The organism is Amycolatopsis sp. TRM77291 (assembly GCF_054166285.1).
Genome location: NZ_JBSZHF010000001.1, coordinates 7,267,896 through 7,286,433, shown reverse-complemented (window position 1 = coordinate 7,286,433; position 18,538 = coordinate 7,267,896). Strand labels below are relative to the sequence as shown.

Here is an 18,538-nt window from a genome sequence, read left to right as displayed (position 1 = left end):
TTGCGTAATCAGCCAGTCATGGCAGGATGCGCGCTATGCCGGAGACCGGGGTCAATCTGCGCGGCCTGCGCCAGCACAATCGGACACTGCTGCTCACGCATATCCTGCGCGCGGGCGGCCTCAGCCGCGTCGAACTCGCCGAACGCACCCGGCTCACCCAGCAGGCCGTCTCGAAGATCGTCCCCGAACTGCTCGAAGCGGGCCTGCTGGACGAAGAACGCCAGGCCGCCTCCGGCGTCGGCAAGCCGCGCACCCTGCTGCGCGTCCGCGCGAACGCCCGGCACGCGCTCGGCGCCCAGCTCGACCGGGACTCGTTCCGCGTGCTCATGACCGACCTGACCGGGAAGATCATCGCGTCCCGCGGCGGGCCGCTGACTCCCGGATTCACTCCCGACCAGGCCGTTTCCGCCCTCGGCGAAGCGACCGAAGCGCTACTCGACGGCGTCGCACGCGAAGGCGTCCTCGGCCTCGGCGTCGGCTCCGTCGGCCCCCTCGACCACCGCGAAGGCGTCGTGCGGGACGCCACGAACATGCCGGGCTGGCACCACGTCCCCCTGCGCGACCTGCTCGCGAAACGCACCGGGCTGCCCGTGCGGCTCGACAAGAACACCAACGCCGCCGCCTTCGCCCAGCACTGGCCGGAGGGCGCCGAGGCCGCGACCGCCGTCGTGCTCGTCGGCACCGGGATCGGCGTCGGCCTGCTGATCGACGGCAGGCTGTACCGCGGGCCGCGGACCAACGCGGGCGAGTTCGGGCACACCACGCTCGCCTTCGACGGACCGCGCTGCGCGTGCGGCCGTCGCGGCTGCGTCGAGGTGCTGCACAACGCGGCAGCGACCACCGAAGAGGCGGCGGGCCTGCTCGGGATCGGTCTCGCCGACCTCGTCCAGGTCCTCGACCTCGAACGGGTCGTGCTGACCGGGCGGTCGGTCCGCGCGGAGCCCGAGGTCTACCGCGACACCGTCGCGGCGCGGCTGCGGGAGCTGCTGCCTTTGCCGCACTGGCAACGGATCCAGGTCGATCTCGACGAGATGGGCGACGACGTCGTCGCGTTCGGCGCGGCGGCGGAGGTGCTGGCCGGGTTCTACGACAGCGGTGACATCACCGGGTGGTCACCCGGATAGGCGCTAACATCCGCCACGTGTCCGACCAGACGACCCAGCCCGAGGCTCCGCTCTCCCTCACCCCCGGCGAGCGGGTCATCCCGAGCTGGAACGAACCGCTCGTGGCCGCGGCCACCCGCCCGATCGGCGGCCCGCTCGGCGAGCACGCGGCCGTGGGGCGGCATTGGTTCTGGTCCCCGCAGCGGGTCGGGCTGCTGCTGGCCTGCCTCGCGCTGGTGCTCGCGTGGTTCGGCAAGGCGTCGTGCATCCAGCAGTACACCGATGATTCCGGGACCCATCAGCTCGATTGGCGGGCGGGCCGCCCGTTCGTCGCGATGTGTTACTCGGACATCATCCCGCTCTACAGTTCCGAGCGCCTGAACGATCCGGACACCTTCCCGTACGTGACTTCGTGGACCGAAGACGCGGGAACGGCGAAGGAGACCACGCGGTACATGGAGTACCCGGTCGCGACCGGGCTGTTCCAGTGGATCAACGCGAAGATCACCGAAGCGTGGCTTTCGGTCGCGGAATCGGGCTGGCTGCCCGGCGCGCTCCCGGTGGCCGTGTACTTCAACATCTCGGCGCTGTGGCTCGCGCTGGCCTGGCTCGTCACGGTGTGGGCGACCGGCCGATCGCTGAAACGCCGCCCGTGGGACGCCGCGCTGGTCGCGATCTCGCCGCTGGCGATGGTGCACGTCTTCACCAACTTCGACGCCATCGCGACCGCGTTCACCGCGACCGCGCTGCTCGCGTGGGCCCGGCGCCGCCCGGAGGTCGCGGGTTTCCTGCTCGGTCTCGGCGCGGCGGCGAAGCTGTATCCGCTGTTGTTGCTCATCCCGTTGTTCTTCCTGTGCCTGCGCGCGGGCAAGGTCAAACAGTGGGCGATGACCACCGGGCTCGCCGCGGCGACGCTCGTGGTGGTCAACGTCCCGTTCGCGCTCGCCGCACCGACCGGCTGGTGGGAGTTCTTCCGGCTCAACACGGCGCGCCCGATGGATCCCGACTCGCTCTACAACGTGATCTCCCACCTTTCCGGCTGGGCCGGTTTCGACGGGAAACTCGCGACGGGCCAGACGCCGGTCGTGCTCAACGCCGTCGTCGCGGTGCTGTTCCTCGCCGCCTGCGCCGGCATCGGGTACGTCGCGATGAAGGCGCCACGCCGTCCACGGCTCGGCCAGCTGGCCTTCCTCGTGGTGGCCGCGTTCCTGCTGACCAACAAGGTGTGGAGCCCGCAGTATTCGCTGTGGCTGGTGCCGCTGGCGGTGCTCGCGATCCCGCGCTGGCGGTTGCTGATCGGCTGGATGATCCTCGACGCGCTGGTCTGGGCGCCGCGGATGATGTACTACCTCGGCGTCGACAACAAGGGCCTGCCCGAAGACTGGTTCCTCGGCACCGTCGTCGTCCGCGACCTCGCGGTGGCCGGCCTCTGCGCGCTGGTGATCCGGGAGATCCACCAGCCGCGCAGAGACCTCGTCCGCGCCGCCGGGGACGACGATCCGATCGGCGGTTTCCTCGACGGCGCCCCCGACTCGCGCACCGTCAAACGCGCCTCAGCACCTCAGGTCCAGGACGTTCCAGCCTGACGTGCTTGCCGAAGTCCTCGGCCCCGAAGTCGTCGATACTCACGATGACGGCTTCGGGCGACGTCTCGACCAGACGGCAGCTGACCCACTCGTCCCCCTGCTTGACCGACCAGCGCTCGGCGAGGATGGCCAGCCCCTCGGCCTCCAGCAACGCGACGGAGTCGTCGAAGGCGGCCGGCCCGCCGAGCGGGTAGCCGAAAACGGTCAGTGCCTGCCAACGGGTTTCCGGCGCGGGGACGACGTAGCCGACGTGCTCGCCGTCCTCCGCCCGGTACACGGTCCGATTCTTCATGCGGCACAGGTTGGACCCTCCCGTGGCGTGAGGGTCAAGCCGATTCAGCGCACGACATAACCGCCCGTGCTCGTTTCGAAGAACGGGATCGGCCCGGTGCAGGGCAGCACGTCCTGTTCGAAACCGCCGTACGCCCAGCTCCAGCCGATCCTGTCGTGACCGCGCGGCACGTCCCGCACCGAGAAACCGACGCGGCGGCCGACCAGGTTCACCGGGAAGCCGGGGATGTCGGCGCGTTCGATCACGCCGGTCAACACGGCGAGGTCGCCGTCACGCGAGACGCAGTCGATCTTGCCGTCGAAATCGGCGAACGGTTTTCCGTCCTTTGTCAGATGATTCACGTGGAACCGGCCCGACGACTTCCCGGGTTCCCCGAACGCGGCGAAATCGAAGCGGACCGGGTCGCCCTCGAAACCGGGGAACGTCAGCGGTCCGCCCGCCGAGCCGAGCACGACCGAGCCGGCCGAACCCGTCGACGGAGCCGCCGTCGCCTGCGTCGCCCCCAGCGTTCCCGCCACGGCGGCGAGCACGGCGACCGCGGCGATCTTCGACCTGATGTTCATGGCTTCCCCTCCAGCACCGGGTGTTTCCCGGTCGGGGTCGAGCCTTTCGCGATCGGCGCGCCCCGCCCTCCCGCCGGAGGGGGAACGCTCTCCCTCCCGAGTAGCGCCGGGTTGAGCGGTCGTGAGTGGCGGTTCGAGTTGGCGGCCGTGTCCCGAAAGCCACTTTCGGGACATCAGGCGTCGCGAAAGTGGCTTTCGCGACGCCCTGGGCGGCGGCCCGCGCTCAACGCCTGAGTCCCGCTTCCGCCGGGTGGTCGTGGCCTCAGGCGGAGGCGACGCGCTCCCGGACGTAGGCGATGTCCGCGGCCTGCCCGTCGGCCGGGGTCTCGACGACCACCGGAGCGCCGGCCTCGGCCGCGACCGCGACCAGCACCTCGGGATCGATCGTGCCGTCACCGCCGACGACGTTGGCGTGCCGGTCACGGGTGGAACCGAACTCGTCGCGCGAGTTGTTGAGGTGCACCAGATCGATCCGGCCGGTGATGGCCTTGACCTTCTTGACGGCCTCGGTCAGGTCCCAGCCCGCCGCGTACGCGTGGCAGGTGTCGAAGCAGAAACCCGCGCCGAATTCGCCGACCTTGTCCCAGAGCCGGGCGATCGTGTCGAGGTCGCGGGTCATCGCGTTGTCGCCGCCCGCGGTGTTCTCGATCAGGATCGGCACGGCGAAACCGCCCTTTTCCTGTTCACGCTCGAAAAGCTTGCGCCAGTTGGCGAGACCTTCTTCGACGTCCTCGCCCGCGCCGACGTGGCCGCCGTGCACGACGAGCCCTTTCGCGCCGATCGCGGCGGCGCCGTTCGCGTGCTGCGTGACGTTCTTCCGCGACGGGATGCGGATGCGGTTGTTCATCGACGCCACGTTGATCAGGTACGGCGAATGGATGAACACCTCGACCGGCGATTCCTTGATCGCCTCACCGTGCGGGTGGGGTTTGGGAGCTTTCCAGCCCTGCGGGTCGGAAAGGAAGAACTGGAGGACTTCGGCTTCGCGCTCGGCGACCGCGGTCAGCGGGTCGTCGTCGCGGACATGGGCACCGATTTTCATGTTGGCAAAAGTACCCTTGGGCAATTCTCCCCGGCGCGGGCCAGGTCGTCACGCTCGTGGGGTAGCGTGAGCGCGTTCCGTTAAACCGCGTGGGTCCTGAGGGGCGGAGGACGAACTCGATGGGGAAGACTGCCGGGCGGATCACGGCTTGGGGATTCGCGCTATCGGTCACGGCCGGACTCGCGTTCCCGATGACCGCGACGGCCGCCGGGGAACCGAATCCGACCCTTTCCGGCGACTGCGCCGCCACGCTGCAGAACGGGAAGTCCGCCGACGGACTCGTTCTCGACGCGGGCGCCCCGCTGAATTCGCCCGAGGCGCTGACGGTCGGCCTGGACTCGAAGGCCAAGACCGCCGAAGGACGGAAGCCGCTGCTTTCGCTGCCGGTCGGCGATCTGGTCAAGACCACCGGCCTCACCGACAACGCGGTCGGCGACCTCGCCGCGCAGGGCGTCTGCGAACCCGCGCAGGGCACGGTGAACGCGCTCGGGAATCTGACGCAGGGCGCCGTGGACGAGCTGCCGATTCCAGACCCCGAACCCGAACCCCAGCCGCCGAACCCGGAGCCCAAGCCCCCGACGCCGGGCCCGGGGCCAGGCCCGGGTCAGCCTGGCGGCCCGGGCAGCGAACTCCCGGTGCAGACCGGCCCGGGTTCCTCCACCGGCATCGGCGGCGACTCGATCGCCGGCGTGATCAGCAACGCCGCGCTGCTCCCCGGCAGCTTCGTCCAGGCGCCGGTGATCACCGAGATCATCCCGGGTGAGGTGCCGCCGCCGACCGTCGACGAAAAGGACGCGGGCAACGCGCAGGCCATCCAGGCACCGGTCGCCCCCGCCAAGCTGCCGCTGCTGCTCGCGGTGCTGGCGCTGGCCGTCGTCGCCGCGGCCCTGGTCCGCGCTTGGCTGCGGGGTAAGCCCGCCTGATCTTCACCGTCGGTGACGCCCGCTTCCACTCGAATGCCTGACCTCTTCGAGTGAGCGGGCGTTACTCGTCTCCATTAGCGTCGTTATCCGGGTAGGTGACCCCGACGACGGAGGAGTCGAAGGCATGCGCGAACGGACACGGAGGGCGACCGCCCTGGGTGCGTCGGCCTTCATTCTCGCGGGCTCGGCCGCCCTCGCCATGCCCGGCACGGCCGCCGCCGCCGAGACCAAGACCGCGCCCTGCGGGGGATCGGTGACCGCCAAGACCGGCGACACGATCCTCGGCAAGACCCCGTTGCTCGGCATTCCGCTCAACCTCGGCCAGGCCGGTCCGGTCTCCGGGGTGCTCACGGGCACGATCGACGCGCTGCTCGGCACCCTCTGCAGGGTGACGGTGACCGTGGTGAACACCGTCGTCGCGCCGGTCCCGGTCGTCGGCGCACCCGCCGCGGAGGCGCTGAACGGCGCCGTCAGCGGCACCCACGAAGCCCTGACCGGTGGTGGCGCCAAGCCCGCTCCCGGAACCCAGCCCCAGCCAGGGAAACCCGCTCCCGGCACGCCCGGCAGCGGCGGACCGCAGACGGGCGGGCCGGGCGCGCCCGCGCAGGGCGGCGCTCCCGCCCAAGGCGGCATCCCGGCCGCGAACAGCCCGCTGCTGCCCGGCACCTTCACGCCGAACTTCGGCAACCTGCCGTGGGGCATCAGCACGGGTTACGCCCCGATGCGCGACTACAGCTCCATCCCGATGGCGACGGCCGGTCTCTTCAGCCCGTCGCCCGGCCTCCGGTACGGCGGCCAGATCCCGGGTTACACGCCGCAGTTCGGCGTCACGGCCGAAAACCAGAACGGCAACCCGGACGTCCAGACCGCGGGACAGGCCGAAGCGCTACCGAGCGTGAGCGACGGATTCACTCAAGACGGGAAGCTGCCGCTGCTGATCGCCGTTTTGGCACTCTCCGGAGTCAGCGCCGGCCTTGTCCGCACCTGGGTGCTCCGCCGAATGGCCGCTACAAGTTAGACCTACCGCCTAGTATCTTTCTGGTCACTCCCTCGTTATCCCCGTTGCAGTGATTCCTCATGCACTGCCACACGCCCCCACCGACCCGGAGGAACGCGCCCGTGCGGAAGACGACCATCTGGCAGACCACCCGCAAGGCGCTCACCGTCACCGCACTCGCGACCTTGGTCACCGGTGGCGCGCTCCTGACGGCGGGTACCGCGTCGGCCGCGGGCACCACGCTGGCGAACGCCTGCGGCGGCACCGTGAGCGGTGGGATGGGCGACACCGTCGCGATCACCGGCACCTCGGTCAAGGAACTGGTGCGGGCCGGCGCGCGGGAAGCGGGCACGCTGGCCCTCTACGACGTCGCCGCCAACGACATCGCCAAGGTCAACAGGATCGACCTCGGCACGGTGCCGAACGCCGCGGGCGGTTCGATCGACGGCAAGGCGATCGGCGCGGCCGTGCGGCAGGCGGTCAAGGACACCAAGTCCTGGGGCCTCGGGCTGAACCCCGAAAAGACGCTGAACTCCATCGAGCACAAGGTCGCAGGCAGCTGCGGCCTGACGACGGTCGCGACCAACTACGTCGCGCCCACCCTGCCGACGCCGGGCACCACGGCCCCGCAGCAGGGCGGCACCGGCGGCGGCACCAACGGCAGCGTCCCGCCGAACACGAACCTGCTCCCCGGCGGCAGCAACGGCACGGGCTACGCGCCGCCGCGCGACTACGGCAACCTGCCGGTCGCGCAGCCGGGTGTCGCGGTGGCGCCGGGCGTGCGCTACCCGGCCAACAGCCCGCTCCCTGGCGAGGGTGCCCCGCAGTACGGCACCGACGGCCAGGCCGGGCAGGGCGGCCCCGACGTCCGCAACGCGGGCAACGCCGAAGCGCTCGCGACCGACGGCATGCCCGGCGGCGACGTCCAGCTGCCGATGCTGCTCGCGGTGCTCGTGCTCGCCGGCGTGACCGCCGCGCTGGTCCGCACCTGGGTGCTGCGCCGCGTCGCCTGACCGCCAGGTACGCTTACCTGGACAAACCCTCCTGCCACGGACAGTCCGTGGCCGCGAGCCCATAGGAGGTGAGTGGTTGTGTCACGCCATTACGAGGTAATGGTCATCCTGGACCCCACGCTCGACGAGCGTACGGTGGCCCCGACCCTGGACAACTTCCTCAACGTGATCCGTACTTCGGGCGGAAGCGTCGAGAAGGTCGACGTCTGGGGCCGTCGCCGGCTGTCCTACGAGATCAAGAAGCACGCCGAGGGCATCTACGCGCTGCTCGACCTGAACTCGACTTCGGAAGCGGTCAAGGAGCTGGACCGCCAGCTCTCCCTGCAGGAGACCGTGCTCCGCACCAAGGTCATGCGCCGCGAGATCAAGCGCGCCGCGACCGCCGCCGCCAAGGCCTGAGCCGAAGGACTTTCCCGATGGCTGGAGACACCGTCATCACGGTGATCGGCAACCTCACGTCCGACCCGGAGCTTCGCTTCACCCCTTCCGGTGCGGCGGTCGCGAACTTCACCGTCGCGTCCACCCCGCGCACGCTGGACCGTCAGTCCGGCGAGTGGAAGGACGGCGAGGCCCTGTTCCTGCGCTGCAACATCTGGCGTCAGGCGGCCGAGAACGTCGCCGAGTCGCTGACGCGTGGCGCGCGGGTCGTCGTGCAGGGGCGCCTCAAGCAGCGGTCTTTCGAGACCAAGGAAGGCGAGAAGCGCACCGTCGTCGAGCTCGAGGTCGATGAGATCGGCCCGTCGCTGCGTTACGCCACCGCCAAGGTGAACAAGGTCAGCCGTGGCACCGGTGGCGGTGGCGGCGGCTTCGGTGGTGGCGGCGGTGGCCAGAGCGCCCCGCCCGCCGACGACCCGTGGGGTTCCGCCCCGCCCGCCGGTGGCGGCGGTGGCGGCGGTTTCTCCGACGAGCCGCCCTTCTGATCAGGCGATCCACCGCGGGCGAAAGCTCCGCGAGACGCCGCGAGACAACCACTACGTAGAAATCCAGGAGAAATACCGTGGCCAAGCCACCCATCCGCAAGCCCAAGAAGAAGGTCTGCGTGTTCTGCAAGGCCGAGAAGAAGGGCCGCCCGGAGAACATCGACTACAAGGACACCAACCTGCTTCGGAAGTACATCTCCGACCGCGGGAAGATCCGTGCCCGTCGCGTGACCGGCAACTGCAGCCAGCACCAGCGTGACATCGCCATCGCGGTCAAGAACTCCCGCGAGATGGCGCTGCTGCCCTACACCTCGACCGCACGCTAAGGAGGCACGTCAATGGCGAAGATCATTCTCACCACCGACGTCGCCAACCTCGGTGGGCCCGGCGACATCGTCGAGGTCAAGGACGGCTACGCACGCAACTACCTGCTCCCCCGCGGCTACGCCATCGTGGCCACCAAGGGCGCGGAGAAGAACGTGCGCACGATCAAGCGGGCGCAGGAGAGCCGTCGCATCCGCGACCTCGACCACGCCAAGGAGATCAAGGCGACCCTGGAGGGCCTCGGCGCCATCCAGCTGAGCGGCAAGGCGGCCGAGGGCTCGAAGAAGCTCTTCGGTTCGATCACCACCGCCGAGATCGTGGACGCGATCAAGGCGGCGGGTGGCCCGCTGCTCGACAAGCGCGTCATCGAGCTGAAGGACCACATCAAGACCGTGGGCAAGCACTCGGTCGGCGCCCGTCTGCACCCCGACGTCCGCGTCGACGTGCGGCTCGAGGTCAAGGCCAAGTAACACCGCTTCGGCGAAGGGCGGGACGTCTCCATCTCGGAGAGGTCCCGCCCTTTGTTTTACGCGGAACCCCACTCGGCCGGGTCACGTCTTAGGATTGACTCGACGTCGAGGCACGGGGACTCAAAAGGGGATCTGGAACCAATGGGTTACGACAGCAACGCCGAGGAAAACCGGCAGCAGAAGGTCACGGTGTCCGCGCCGGCCAACCCCGACAAGCCGGCGGCGGCCGGAGGTGGCGGGTTCACCTTCGACAAGGACAAGATCGACGGCATCATCAAGAAGTGGACGGATCTGCAGGCCGAGCTCAAGAAGGACTACCGCGACGCGAACCTGATGGCGAACGTCAAGGCGCCCGGCAAGGAGTTCGCGAGCGGTGACTGGGAGAAGCTGGCGAACCCGTCGGGCAAGGCGTTCCTGGAGCAGAACCAGAAGATGCAGGACTACGTCAAGAACTACATCGACCAGCTGACCGCCGCCAAGCAGAAGATCACCACGAACGAGGCCGAGACCCAGGCTTCGCTCAACAAGCACAAGGCCGTGTGATGCGACGTTCCCTCGTTCTCCTCCTCGCCGCGGGCGCGCTGGTCGCCGGCTGTTCGAGCACCAAGAACGGCACGGCCTCGTCCGAGCCGTCCTTCACGACCGGGGCCGATTCCTCCACTGCGTCGAGCGGCTCGTCCGGCTCCGCACCCAAGGTGTCGAATCCCCTGAAGACCTCGGCGATCGAGAGCGACGCCTGTTCCGCGCTTTCCGCGGCGAAGCGAACCGAGCTCGGGCTCGGCGAAGGTGAGCGTGGGACCACGAGCGTGGGCCAAGGCTGCACGCTCTTCGCCGCCGACGACCGGCTGAACCAGATCGACATCAGCCCGGTGCTCGCGAACAAGAACGGCCTGAGCGACGTCTACGACACGAAGGCCAACAACGAGTACTTCGAGCCGACCGAGGTCGGCGGCTACCCGGCGGTGTACGCCGCGTCGCTCGACGCCCGGAACAAGGGCAAATGCGGCCTTTTCGTCGGCGTGACCGACCAGCTGGCCGTGAACATCCTGGTGCAGTACGACAACGGACCGGGCGCGAGCGATCCGTGCCCGGTCGCGCTCAAGGTGGGGGAAGCGATGATCGAGACGTTGAAGGAGGGCTGACGCGTGTTCCTGCTGCCGATCATCGCCGGGTACTCGGCCTACAACCTGGCGACCACGAAATCCGGCGACTTCGAAGCGTCCGGCGGCGATCGCAAGATCGACTGCTACAACATCTGGGAGAAGATCGTCACCGGTCCGGGTACCGGGTCGATCCAGGAGGGCCAGGCCGCGGCGACGCGACTCAAGGCCGGTTACCAGGAACGGCTGACCACCATCGACAACCTGTCGAAGGAGATGGACGCCGCCTGGACCGGTAAGAGCGCCGAAGCCGCGCAGCAGTCCGGCGCGCATCCGCTGCGGGCGTGGATGGAGGACTCCGGCAAGAAGCTGGTGGACTCCGACAAGTACCTCGGCGAGCAGAACACCGCCTTCACCACGGTGAAGGCGAAGGTGCAGCAGGTCCCGAAGGAACCGCCGAAGAACAACCTGCTCAACTCCATCACGCCGTGGACCACCGACACCGACCGCGCGATCCGGGACTACAACGAAAAGGGTCAAGCGAACGTCGACGCGTTCAACGAGTACTTCAAGGCCAGTTCCGAGAACGGCAAGAAGCTGCCCACCTACTCCAAGATGGAGGGGCAGAACACGAACGTCGACGTCAACGGCGGCGGCGGAAACGGCAAGGACAAGGACGGCAACGGGAACGGCCAGGGCGACCGGAACGGCCACAACGGGATGCCGGGCATCTCGACCCCGCCCGGTTCGATGCCGAGCATCCCCGGTTCGGGCACGCCGAACATCCCCGGTTCGAACATGCCGGGTATCGGCACGCCCGGCTCGAACCTTCCGGGCAGCAACCTGCCGGGGTCGAACCTTCCCGGGTCCAACCTTCCCGGCTCGAACCTGCCCGGCGGGCAGTACAACCCGAACATCCCCGGCAGCAACTACAAGCCGCCGTCCTGGGACGACGGGACGAACGCGTCCGGCTACACCCCGCCGAAGATCCCCGGCGCCGGTGGCTTCGGGCCGGGTGGCGGCGGAGGCGGTGGCGGCGGAGGCTTCGGCGGCACCGACATCCCCGGTGCGGGCGGCTTCGGCCCGGACGGTGGCTTCGGCCCAGGGTTCGGTCCCGGTGGCGGCAGCGGCGCGGCCCTGCCCGGCAACGCGGGGGCGATGGGCGGCGCCGGCATGGGCGGCGGTGCGGCCGGTTCCGGTTCCGGAGCGGGCCGTGGCGCCGGCGGGATGATGGGCGGCATGGGCGGTATGGGAGCCGGTGGCGCCAGGGGCAAGGGCGCCGAGGACGAGGAGCGCAGCTCCAAATTCCTCGTCGGCGACGACCCCAACGAGATCTTCGGAACCGACGAACTCACCGCACCGCCGGTGATCGGCGAGTAGTCGTCACGAGCGGGCCGGGCGCGTGCCAAGATTGGGGCGCGCCCGGCTTGTCTTGTTCCGGGCTGGACGAACAAGAACGACTAGGGGGCAGTTCCGGTGCTGGACAAGCAGGTCACGATCACGACCGGCACCCTCATCACGCTGATCCGCCGCCGCGGCGGCGAACCGCACACGATCCTGTCGGAAACGCCGACCTGGTTCGACGACGACGCGCAGCGGGCCGAGGACGAACGGACCAACGAGGAGCTGACGAGCCAGGGCCTCTTCGGCGCGCGGGGGCTGCACCCCGGCTTCAAGGCGACGCTCGAAGCGATCGCCAGGCCGTCGCTGGAGTACTACGGCTGGATCGACGGCGGGTTCGAGGGCAAGGCGCTGAGCTTCACCCTGCTCGCGGGGAGTGCCGGCGGCGAGGGCTTCGTCCTCGCGCGGCACAGCGAGCACGATGGCATCGCGCTCGCTTCGGTGCGGCCGGAAGAGCTCCTCACCGAGTTCCTCGACCAGATCCCGAAGCTCGCGCCGGGACGCGGGCGGCCGGTCGCCGTCCCGAAGAGCCAGGTCGAGGCGCCGCGCTCATCGTCGACCGCGCAGGAGGAGGGCTTCGAGGTCCTTCGCAGCGGAAGGCAGAGCGCCGGCAGCCAGGAGGCCGACGAGCTTCGCCGCATCCTCGCGTTACGCCGTTTGGGGAGTGGAAGCCTCTACGTCGCGGCCCGCGGCCGGAGTGGCGCGCGGCAGCGGATCGAACGCCCGGTGAACTACATCGATACGACCGAAGGCCGGTGGCTGACCGAAGAGGTACCGGGGAGTGGCGAACCGCGGATCGCTTTCACACCCGCCGACCAGCAGATTCTCGGAGAACGACTACGGAGCGCACAGGGCAGGTTGTTCGCGTCCTGAATCCGGCTCCGTTCAGCCGGGCGGATGACCCCTCTACTCTCCGTGTCATCCATCCACAGGGCACCCCTGTGCGCCCGCGTGCGACACGCCGAACGACGAGTTTTGCCCGACACGCCGTGGCGAGTTGAATAAAGTTCTCCACAGTGTCTCCACAGGCCTTGACCAGCACTTTTGTCAGACGATCCCATCGTTGCCCACAAGTTGTACACAGGCTTCGGCTCACCTGTGAAGGGTTGCCCCCAGTCATCCCCAGGTTGTCCACAGGGCGGTCCCCAGGCGAAATTGCGCTCGTCCTTTCGGGGGGCCTACCGTGCCCGCCGGGCCGGTACACACCGTGGTGGCCGTCCGGCCGAGAAGGGGAGCACAGGGGAGCGCCGGACGCCGCGGGAGGGACAGGCGGGCGCGGACGGGCCGACCGGGGAAATTCTGGCATAATCGAACGCGTGTTCGATGTCTTGAGGAGGTGGCAGCAACGGTGGCGCTGACCGACGACCGCAATCCGATGTACGCGGAGTCCGACCCGGGTCCCGGCGACCCCGGTCCGCGTGGCGGCGAGTACGACCGCCAGCCCCCGCAGGACATCGCGGCCGAGCAGTCCGTGCTCGGCGGCATGCTGCTGTCGAAGGACGCCGTCGCCGACGTCATCGAAGCCCTCGGTCCCGACGACTTCTACCGTCCCGCGCACCAGGCGATCTACGACGTCATCCTCGACCTCTACGGCCGCGGCGAACCGGCCGACCCGATCACCGTCTCCGCCGAACTGGAGCGTCGAGGCGAGCTGGGCCGCGTCGGCGGCGCCCCGTACCTGCACACCCTGATCGCGACGGTGCCGACGGCGGCGAACGCCGGGTACTACGCCGAGATCGTCTCCGAGAAGGCGGTGCTGCGGCGCCTGGTCGAGGCGGGCACGCGGATCGTGCAGTACGGCTACGGCGCGGCCGCGGCCGACGGCGCGAACATCGACGAGGTCGTCGACCGCGCGCAGGCCGCGATCTACGACGTCACGGAGCGGCGCACCAGCGAGGACTACGTCGCGCTGGAAGAGCTGCTCCAGCCGACCATGGACGAGATCGACGCGATCGCTTCGCGCGGCGGGCAGTCGCAGGGCATCCCGACCGGGTTCGCCGATTTCGACGATCTGACGAACGGCCTGCACCCCGGCCAGATGATCATCGTCGCGGCGCGGCCCGGAGTCGGGAAATCGACGTTGGGACTGGATTTCGCGCGTTCGGCGTCCATCAAACACGGTCTGACCAGCGTGATCTTCTCGCTGGAAATGAGCAGGACCGAGATCGTCATGCGCATGCTCTCGGCCGAGGCTCGGATCCGCCTGGCGGATATGCGCGGTGGCAAGATGTCCGACGACGACTGGACGCGGCTCGCGCGCCGCATGAGCGAGGTCTCCGAGGCGCCGCTGTTCGTCGACGACTCGCCGAACATGACGATGATGGAGATCCGCGCGAAGGCCCGGCGACTCAAGCAGCGCAACGACCTCAAACTCGTCGTCCTCGACTATCTCCAGCTGATGACCTCGGGCAAACGCGTCGAGTCGCGGCAGCAGGAGGTCTCGGAGTTCTCGCGGCAGATGAAGCTGCTGGCGAAGGAGATCGAGGTCCCGGTGATCGCGATCAGCCAGCTGAACCGTGGTCCCGAGCAGCGGACGGACAAACGGCCGATGCTGTCCGACCTTCGTGAGTCCGGCTCGCTGGAGCAGGACGCGGACCTCGTCATCCTGGTCAACCGCCCCGACGCCTGGGAGCGGGACGACCCGCGTGCCGGCGAGGCGGACCTGATCATCGCGAAGCACCGTGCCGGGCCGACGGCGACGATCACCGTGGCGCACCAGCTGCACTACAGCCGTTTCGTCGACCTGTCCCACGACTAGCGAGGAAGCACCGCGAGTCAGAGAAGGAACTCGAAGACGTCCTTGGCGAAGCGGCGGTCGCTCATCACCGTGTGGTGCCGTCGTCCCGGATAGACCTTGAGATCACCGCGGCGGGTCTTGTCGGCCAGTCGCTCGGCGAGTTCGAGCGGGTAGATGGCGTCCTGCGAACCGGCGATCACCAAGGTGGGCGCGGTGATCTCGCCGAGCCGGTCTTCGATGTCGAACGCGTCCTCGGCCCGCAGCATGGCCACCATGCCGTCCGGATCCGCCGGGCGTCCGGAGGCCATCGCCAGCAGCCCGGCCAGCAAAGCCCGCCCGGGCAGGGAATCCGCGACGGTGGGCGCCAGCGCCATGGCCGCGGCCCGGTGCCGTCCGGCGGCCAGCAGATCCGCGTACCGGCGCTGGACGCGGCGGCCTTCCTCGCCGAGCCGCGCGCCCGCGGCGCCGACCACCAGCCGCCGCACCAGACCGGGATGGTCGACGGCGAACTGCAGTGCGAGGCAACCGGCCGTGGACACGCCGAGCACATCCGCCGGGCGGTCGAACCGCTGTCGCAACTCCTCCGCGTGGTGGGCGGCGAGATCGGCCATGGTGACGCCGGGCCGGAGCCCCGGCCGCCTGCCGACGGCCAGCACGGTGAACCGTTCGGCCAGCGGTTTGAGGGATCGCATCTCCGCCCAGCGGGCGAACCCGGTGGGGTTGGCCGAGTCCGGCAGCACCGACCGGAAGACCACGAGCGGGCTCCCCGTGCCGAATTCGAGATACGGGGCGCCACCCGCCAGTACACCTTCGCGCATGGTCACTCCTTGGCGATCCCGGCGGGGCCGACGAGGTCGTCCAAAGAGGTCTGGCGCAGGCCCTGTGCGGCGAAGAGGTCGCGTCCGGCGGGGGTCGGCAAGCCTGCTCCTCTTCGACTATGAACGAAATGGTTTTCCGTTCATAGCATCTCGGCCTCAGTCCGGTTGGAAGAACGCCAGCATTTTCCGGGCGGCGTCCGGCGCGGTCAGGAGTTCGTGGACCTGCGCGGACATCCGGGCGGCGGCGCCGGCACGGTCGAACATCTCGCGTTCGTACTCTTCGACGGCGGCGGGGAAGTCGTCCGGATGCGCGGCCAGCGCGAGGCCGAGCAGGGCGCCGTCGAGCAGCGCCAGGTTGGCACCTTCCCCCACCGGCGGCATCAGGTGCGCGGCGTCGCCGAGCAGGGTGACATCCGGTGCCGACGGCCAGGTCAGGCCGGCCGGGAGGGCCGCGATCGACCGTGGCACCACCACGTCGTCGCAGGCCGCGATCAGCGCGGTGAACCGGGCGTCCCAGCCGTCGAGTTGCCCGATCAGCCACGCCCGGGCGGCGGCCGGGTCCTCGAGCGGCATCCCGGCGGTGATGAACCAGTCCTCGCCGGTGCCGTAGAAGCTGAGGCCGACGCGCACGGTGCCGTCGCCGTTGCGCTGGGCCGCCAGGGATTTGCCGTCGCCGAGCGCCCAGTAGGTGCCACGCCCGACCATCGCGGCGAGGTCGGGATGGGTGCGGTCGATGCCGGGAATGCGGAGCTCGACGAAGTTGTGGCCGAGATGCGCCGGGCGGGCGTTGGTGAGCAGCGGCCGGACGCGGGAATGCGCCCCGTCGGCGCCCACCAGCAGGTCGTACGTCGCGGTGCGCCCATCGAAAAAATGCAGCACGCCGTCTTCGGCGGATTCGAAGGCGTGTCCCCAGCGGACCGTGTGTTCGGGGAGGGAGTCCAGCAGCAGATCACGCAGGTCGGCGCGGTCGACCTCGGGTCGCTCGAACGGGGCGTCGTCGGGGGTGTCCTCCTGTAGCAGCAGGGTGCCGTCCGGTTCGAGGAGCCGCATGTCCTGGCCCTCGCCGCGGGCGATCTCGGTGAACCGGTCGAACAGTCCGGCTTCGCGCAGCGCCCGCTGGCCGGTGTCGGCGTGGATGTCGAGCATGCCGCCTTGGCCACGGGCGTCACGTGAGGTTTCGCGTTCGTACACGACGGCGTCGATGCCGTTGACGTGCAGGACGCGGGCGAGAGCCAGGCCGCCGGGACCCCGCTCCGATGATGGCGATGGTCATGATCGCCCTCCTTCGATACACCCGTATTGATCAATACACTGTATCGAGCGATGCGATGTATTGTCACCGCATGGTGGTGTGGGAGCGGCCCGAGCCGCCGAGTCGTCCGGCGCTGGCCCCGCTGAGCCGGGAGCTGATCGTGCGGGCGGCGATCCGGCTCGCCGACGCGGACGGCCTGGACGCGGTGTCGCTGCGCAAGGTCGCCACCGCGCTGGACGCCGGCCCGATGCGGCTGTACGGCTACATCGAGAGCAAGGAAGAGCTGCTCGACCTGATGGTCGACGCCGTCCACGCCGAGATCCGGCCGACCGGCGAAGGCTGGCGGGAGGTGCTTCGATCGCTCGCGAACGCCATGCGGCACGCGGTCCACCGCCACGAATGGCTCGCCGACCTGCTCGGCGGCAGGCCCCAGCTCGGGCCGCACGCCCTGGCCACCTCGGAGGCCGTGATGGCGGCGCTGGGCGATGTCGGCCTCGACGCCGCGATGCCGGTGGTCTCGGCGGTCAACGCCTACACGATCGGCGCGGTGCGCCGGGAGATCGCCGAGCGCCGGGCGGAACGGGCCACCGGCATGGACGAGAAGACGTGGCAGGCCACGCTCGGCCCCTATCTGACCCGGACCTTCGCCACCGGCAAGCTCCCCGCGCTGGCCACGGTGGTGCGCGACGCGGTCCACCTGGACGCCGACGAGACCTTCCGCGTCGGCCTCGACTTCCTCCTCGACGGCATCGGAGCCCGCGTGTCAGCGCCGTGACCGTCCCGTGTCAGCGCGGTCCGCGAACGTGATCGCCATGACCAAGACACTGAAGACCTTCCGCCGCATCGGCCTCACCGCACTGGCCGCCGCACTGCTGACGGGCGTCGCCGTGCCGACGGCCTCCGCCGGGCAGGACCGCCCGGAATTGCGTCAGGTCGCCCAGGAATTCGTCGACGCCGGGTTCGGCGGGATGCAGTTGCGCGTCCGCGACGAGCGAGGCGAATGGACCGGCAGCGCCGGGTCGCGCGAGCTGGGCGGCACCGCGAAGCCGCCGACCAACGGCCACTTCCGCGTCGGCAGCACGTCGAAGAACTTCACCACGACCCTGGTGCTGCAGCTCGTGGCCGAGGGCCGGATCGGGCTCGACACCCCGGTCGCCGGTTTCCTTCCCGAGTTCGGGCTGGACTCGCGGATCACCGTGCGGATGCTGCTGCAGCACACCAGCGGGCTGTTCAACCACACCGGCCAGTACCACCCGGACGGGACGGTCACGCCGGGAATCCCGTGGGCGGGCAAGGAATGGGTGGACAAGCGGTTCCACACCTATCAGCCCGCGGAACTGGTCCGGCTGGCGGTGTCCAAGCCCCCGGTCTTCGAACCGGGCGCGGGCTGGAGCTACTCCAACACCAACACCGTGGTGGCCAGGCTGCTGGTCGAGAAGCTCACCGGCCGTCCCTTCGCCGACGAGCTGGACCGCCGGATCCTGCGGCCGCTCAAGCTGCGTGACACCTTGTCGCCGGGCGCGTGGGCGGGGATGCCCAAGCCGTACGCCCACGCCTACTACCGCTATGAGGACGCCGGGCAGTGGAAGACGATCGACGTCACCCACCAGAACCCGACCTGGATCTCCAGCGCCGGCGACATGATCTCGACGACCAAGGATCTCCAGACGTACTTTTCCGCGCTGCAGAGCGGAAAGCTGCTCCCGGCCCGGCTGATGGCCGAGATGCGCGAGACGCACCCCGGCAGCGAAAGCCTTTACGGCTTCTACGGTCTCGGGCAGTTCACGCAGGACCTGGGTCCGGGCTGCGGCACCGTGCTCAACCACAACGGCGGCATCAACGGCTACGGATCACTGATGTACAGCTCGCCCGACGGCAGCAAGACGCTGACCGCGTCGATCACCTCGGGCGACTCCGCGAAGGACCCGCTGCCGTCGTTCCCGGCGGTGCTGGACAAGCTCGTCCGGACGGTGTTCTGCGGCAAGTGAACGAGACCG

The 18,538-nt window shown here is 69.4% G+C and carries 20 protein-coding genes and 1 pseudogene; 16 read left to right on the top strand and 5 right to left on the bottom strand.

The genetic code is table 11. The annotated features are described in order from the left end of the window. Positions 1 to 35 precede the first annotated feature (35 nt). A complete protein-coding gene (locus ACXIZN_RS33980) occupies positions 36 to 1,124 on the top strand; it encodes an ROK family transcriptional regulator (protein WP_457959052.1) in 1,089 nt (362 codons plus the stop codon). Positions 1,125 to 1,141: 17 nt separating this feature from the next. Further along, entirely contained in the window at positions 1,142 to 2,689 is a 1,548-nt protein-coding gene (locus ACXIZN_RS33975; protein WP_457959051.1) for a glycosyltransferase family 87 protein, read from the top strand. On the opposite strand, the gene ACXIZN_RS33970 is transcribed toward ACXIZN_RS33975, so the two are convergent. From ACXIZN_RS33970 to ACXIZN_RS33960, 3 genes are all read right to left on the bottom strand, one after another. Continuing rightward, on the bottom strand, positions 2,646 to 2,981 hold the full coding sequence (locus tag ACXIZN_RS33970; RefSeq protein WP_457959050.1) for a hypothetical protein: 336 nt from the start codon (positions 2,979 to 2,981) through the stop codon (positions 2,646 to 2,648). The genes ACXIZN_RS33975 and ACXIZN_RS33970 overlap by 44 nt on opposite strands. Before the next feature lie 44 nt (positions 2,982 to 3,025). Further along, on the bottom strand, positions 3,026 to 3,544 hold the full coding sequence (locus ACXIZN_RS33965; protein WP_457959049.1) for a hypothetical protein: 519 nt from the start codon (positions 3,542 to 3,544) through the stop codon (positions 3,026 to 3,028). A 262-nt stretch (positions 3,545 to 3,806) separates the two neighbouring features. Beyond that, positions 3,807 to 4,586, bottom strand: a complete 780-nt coding sequence (locus tag ACXIZN_RS33960) for a deoxyribonuclease IV (protein ID WP_457959048.1) — start codon at positions 4,584 to 4,586, stop codon at positions 3,807 to 3,809. Positions 4,587 to 4,705: 119 nt separating this feature from the next. Between ACXIZN_RS33960 and ACXIZN_RS33955 the strand changes: the two genes are divergently transcribed. The 12 genes from ACXIZN_RS33955 to dnaB all read left to right on the top strand — a co-directional run bounded on the left by ACXIZN_RS33955 (position 4,706) and on the right by dnaB (position 14,492). Beyond that, entirely contained in the window at positions 4,706 to 5,509 is an 804-nt protein-coding gene (locus ACXIZN_RS33955; RefSeq protein WP_457959047.1) for a hypothetical protein, read from the top strand. 124 nt (positions 5,510 to 5,633) lie between these two features. After that, positions 5,634 to 6,527, top strand: a complete 894-nt coding sequence (locus ACXIZN_RS33950) for a hypothetical protein (protein WP_457959046.1) — start codon at positions 5,634 to 5,636, stop codon at positions 6,525 to 6,527. Between the two features lie 101 nt (positions 6,528 to 6,628). Continuing rightward, positions 6,629 to 7,519 carry a hypothetical protein gene (locus ACXIZN_RS33945; protein ID WP_457959045.1) on the top strand — a complete coding sequence of 297 codons (891 nt, stop codon included), beginning with the start codon at positions 6,629 to 6,631 and terminating at the stop codon, positions 7,517 to 7,519. Positions 7,520 to 7,597: 78 nt separating this feature from the next. After that, the gene (rpsF, locus tag ACXIZN_RS33940) at positions 7,598 to 7,918 is read left to right on the top strand and encodes a 30S ribosomal protein S6 (RefSeq protein ID WP_016338288.1); all 321 of its coding nucleotides are present in this window, start codon (positions 7,598 to 7,600) and stop codon (positions 7,916 to 7,918) included. A 17-nt stretch (positions 7,919 to 7,935) separates the two neighbouring features. Beyond that, the gene (locus ACXIZN_RS33935; protein WP_126734698.1) at positions 7,936 to 8,439 is read left to right on the top strand and encodes a single-stranded DNA-binding protein; all 504 of its coding nucleotides are present in this window, start codon (positions 7,936 to 7,938) and stop codon (positions 8,437 to 8,439) included. 77 nt (positions 8,440 to 8,516) lie between these two features. Next, the gene (rpsR, locus tag ACXIZN_RS33930; RefSeq protein WP_005168122.1) at positions 8,517 to 8,765 is read left to right on the top strand and encodes a 30S ribosomal protein S18; all 249 of its coding nucleotides are present in this window, start codon (positions 8,517 to 8,519) and stop codon (positions 8,763 to 8,765) included. Between the two features lie 12 nt (positions 8,766 to 8,777). Further along, on the top strand, positions 8,778 to 9,233 hold the full coding sequence (gene rplI, locus ACXIZN_RS33925; protein ID WP_005168124.1) for a 50S ribosomal protein L9: 456 nt from the start codon (positions 8,778 to 8,780) through the stop codon (positions 9,231 to 9,233). Between the two features lie 141 nt (positions 9,234 to 9,374). Then, positions 9,375 to 9,776 (top strand): hypothetical protein, encoded by a 402-nt coding sequence (locus ACXIZN_RS33920; RefSeq protein WP_034314333.1) that lies wholly within the window; start codon positions 9,375 to 9,377, stop codon positions 9,774 to 9,776. After that, positions 9,776 to 10,375 (top strand): DUF3558 domain-containing protein, encoded by a 600-nt coding sequence (locus ACXIZN_RS33915; protein WP_457959044.1) that lies wholly within the window; start codon positions 9,776 to 9,778, stop codon positions 10,373 to 10,375. The genes ACXIZN_RS33920 and ACXIZN_RS33915 overlap by 1 nt, the downstream gene beginning before the upstream one ends. A gap of 3 nt (positions 10,376 to 10,378) precedes the next feature. Continuing rightward, positions 10,379 to 11,713 (top strand): PPE domain-containing protein, encoded by a 1,335-nt coding sequence (locus tag ACXIZN_RS33910; protein ID WP_457959042.1) that lies wholly within the window; start codon positions 10,379 to 10,381, stop codon positions 11,711 to 11,713. Between the two features lie 96 nt (positions 11,714 to 11,809). Continuing rightward, on the top strand, positions 11,810 to 12,607 hold the full coding sequence (locus ACXIZN_RS33905; RefSeq protein ID WP_457959041.1) for an ESX secretion-associated protein EspG: 798 nt from the start codon (positions 11,810 to 11,812) through the stop codon (positions 12,605 to 12,607). 475 nt (positions 12,608 to 13,082) lie between these two features. Next, positions 13,083 to 14,492: a replicative DNA helicase gene (dnaB, locus tag ACXIZN_RS33900; protein ID WP_007032313.1), complete on the top strand. Its 1,410-nt coding sequence runs from the start codon at positions 13,083 to 13,085 to the stop codon at positions 14,490 to 14,492. Between the two features lie 17 nt (positions 14,493 to 14,509). On the opposite strand, the gene ACXIZN_RS33895 is transcribed toward dnaB, so the two are convergent. Both ACXIZN_RS33895 and ACXIZN_RS33890 read right to left on the bottom strand, forming a co-directional pair. After that, positions 14,510 to 15,289 (bottom strand): alpha/beta fold hydrolase, encoded by a 780-nt coding sequence (locus ACXIZN_RS33895; RefSeq protein ID WP_457959040.1) that lies wholly within the window; start codon positions 15,287 to 15,289, stop codon positions 14,510 to 14,512. A 156-nt stretch (positions 15,290 to 15,445) separates the two neighbouring features. Further along, a pseudogene (locus ACXIZN_RS33890) lies at positions 15,446 to 16,562 on the bottom strand (FAD-dependent oxidoreductase). A 70-nt stretch (positions 16,563 to 16,632) separates the two neighbouring features. On the opposite strand from ACXIZN_RS33890, the gene ACXIZN_RS33885 reads away from it, so the two are divergent. Both ACXIZN_RS33885 and ACXIZN_RS33880 read left to right on the top strand, forming a co-directional pair. Continuing rightward, positions 16,633 to 17,316 carry a TetR/AcrR family transcriptional regulator gene (locus ACXIZN_RS33885; RefSeq protein ID WP_457959039.1) on the top strand — a complete coding sequence of 228 codons (684 nt, stop codon included), beginning with the start codon at positions 16,633 to 16,635 and terminating at the stop codon, positions 17,314 to 17,316. Between the two features lie 37 nt (positions 17,317 to 17,353). Beyond that, on the top strand, positions 17,354 to 18,529 hold the full coding sequence (locus ACXIZN_RS33880; RefSeq protein WP_457959038.1) for a serine hydrolase domain-containing protein: 1,176 nt from the start codon (positions 17,354 to 17,356) through the stop codon (positions 18,527 to 18,529). Positions 18,530 to 18,538 lie beyond the last annotated feature (9 nt).

What these genes read in the sequence shown, in the direction of transcription:
- ACXIZN_RS33980 (WP_457959052.1), top strand. Translation starts at nt 36, where the DNA reads ATGCCGGAGACCGGGGTCAATCTGCGCGGCCTGCGCCAGCACAATCGG.
- ACXIZN_RS33970 (WP_457959050.1), bottom strand. Translation starts at nt 2,981, where the DNA reads ATGAAGAATCGGACCGTGTACCGGGCGGAGGACGGCGAGCACGTCGGC.
- ACXIZN_RS33965 (WP_457959049.1), bottom strand. Translation starts at nt 3,544, where the DNA reads ATGAACATCAGGTCGAAGATCGCCGCGGTCGCCGTGCTCGCCGCCGTG.
- ACXIZN_RS33960 (WP_457959048.1), bottom strand. Translation starts at nt 4,586, where the DNA reads ATGAAAATCGGTGCCCATGTCCGCGACGACGACCCGCTGACCGCGGTC.
- ACXIZN_RS33955 (WP_457959047.1), top strand. Translation starts at nt 4,706, where the DNA reads ATGGGGAAGACTGCCGGGCGGATCACGGCTTGGGGATTCGCGCTATCG.
- ACXIZN_RS33950 (WP_457959046.1), top strand. Translation starts at nt 5,634, where the DNA reads ATGCGCGAACGGACACGGAGGGCGACCGCCCTGGGTGCGTCGGCCTTC.
- ACXIZN_RS33935 (WP_126734698.1), top strand. Translation starts at nt 7,936, where the DNA reads ATGGCTGGAGACACCGTCATCACGGTGATCGGCAACCTCACGTCCGAC.
- rplI (WP_005168124.1), top strand. Translation starts at nt 8,778, where the DNA reads ATGGCGAAGATCATTCTCACCACCGACGTCGCCAACCTCGGTGGGCCC.
- ACXIZN_RS33920 (WP_034314333.1), top strand. Translation starts at nt 9,375, where the DNA reads ATGGGTTACGACAGCAACGCCGAGGAAAACCGGCAGCAGAAGGTCACG.
- ACXIZN_RS33915 (WP_457959044.1), top strand. Translation starts at nt 9,776, where the DNA reads ATGCGACGTTCCCTCGTTCTCCTCCTCGCCGCGGGCGCGCTGGTCGCC.
- ACXIZN_RS33895 (WP_457959040.1), bottom strand. Translation starts at nt 15,289, where the DNA reads ATGCGCGAAGGTGTACTGGCGGGTGGCGCCCCGTATCTCGAATTCGGC.
- ACXIZN_RS33885 (WP_457959039.1), top strand. Translation starts at nt 16,633, where the DNA reads ATGGTGGTGTGGGAGCGGCCCGAGCCGCCGAGTCGTCCGGCGCTGGCC.
- ACXIZN_RS33880 (WP_457959038.1), top strand. Translation starts at nt 17,354, where the DNA reads ATGACCAAGACACTGAAGACCTTCCGCCGCATCGGCCTCACCGCACTG.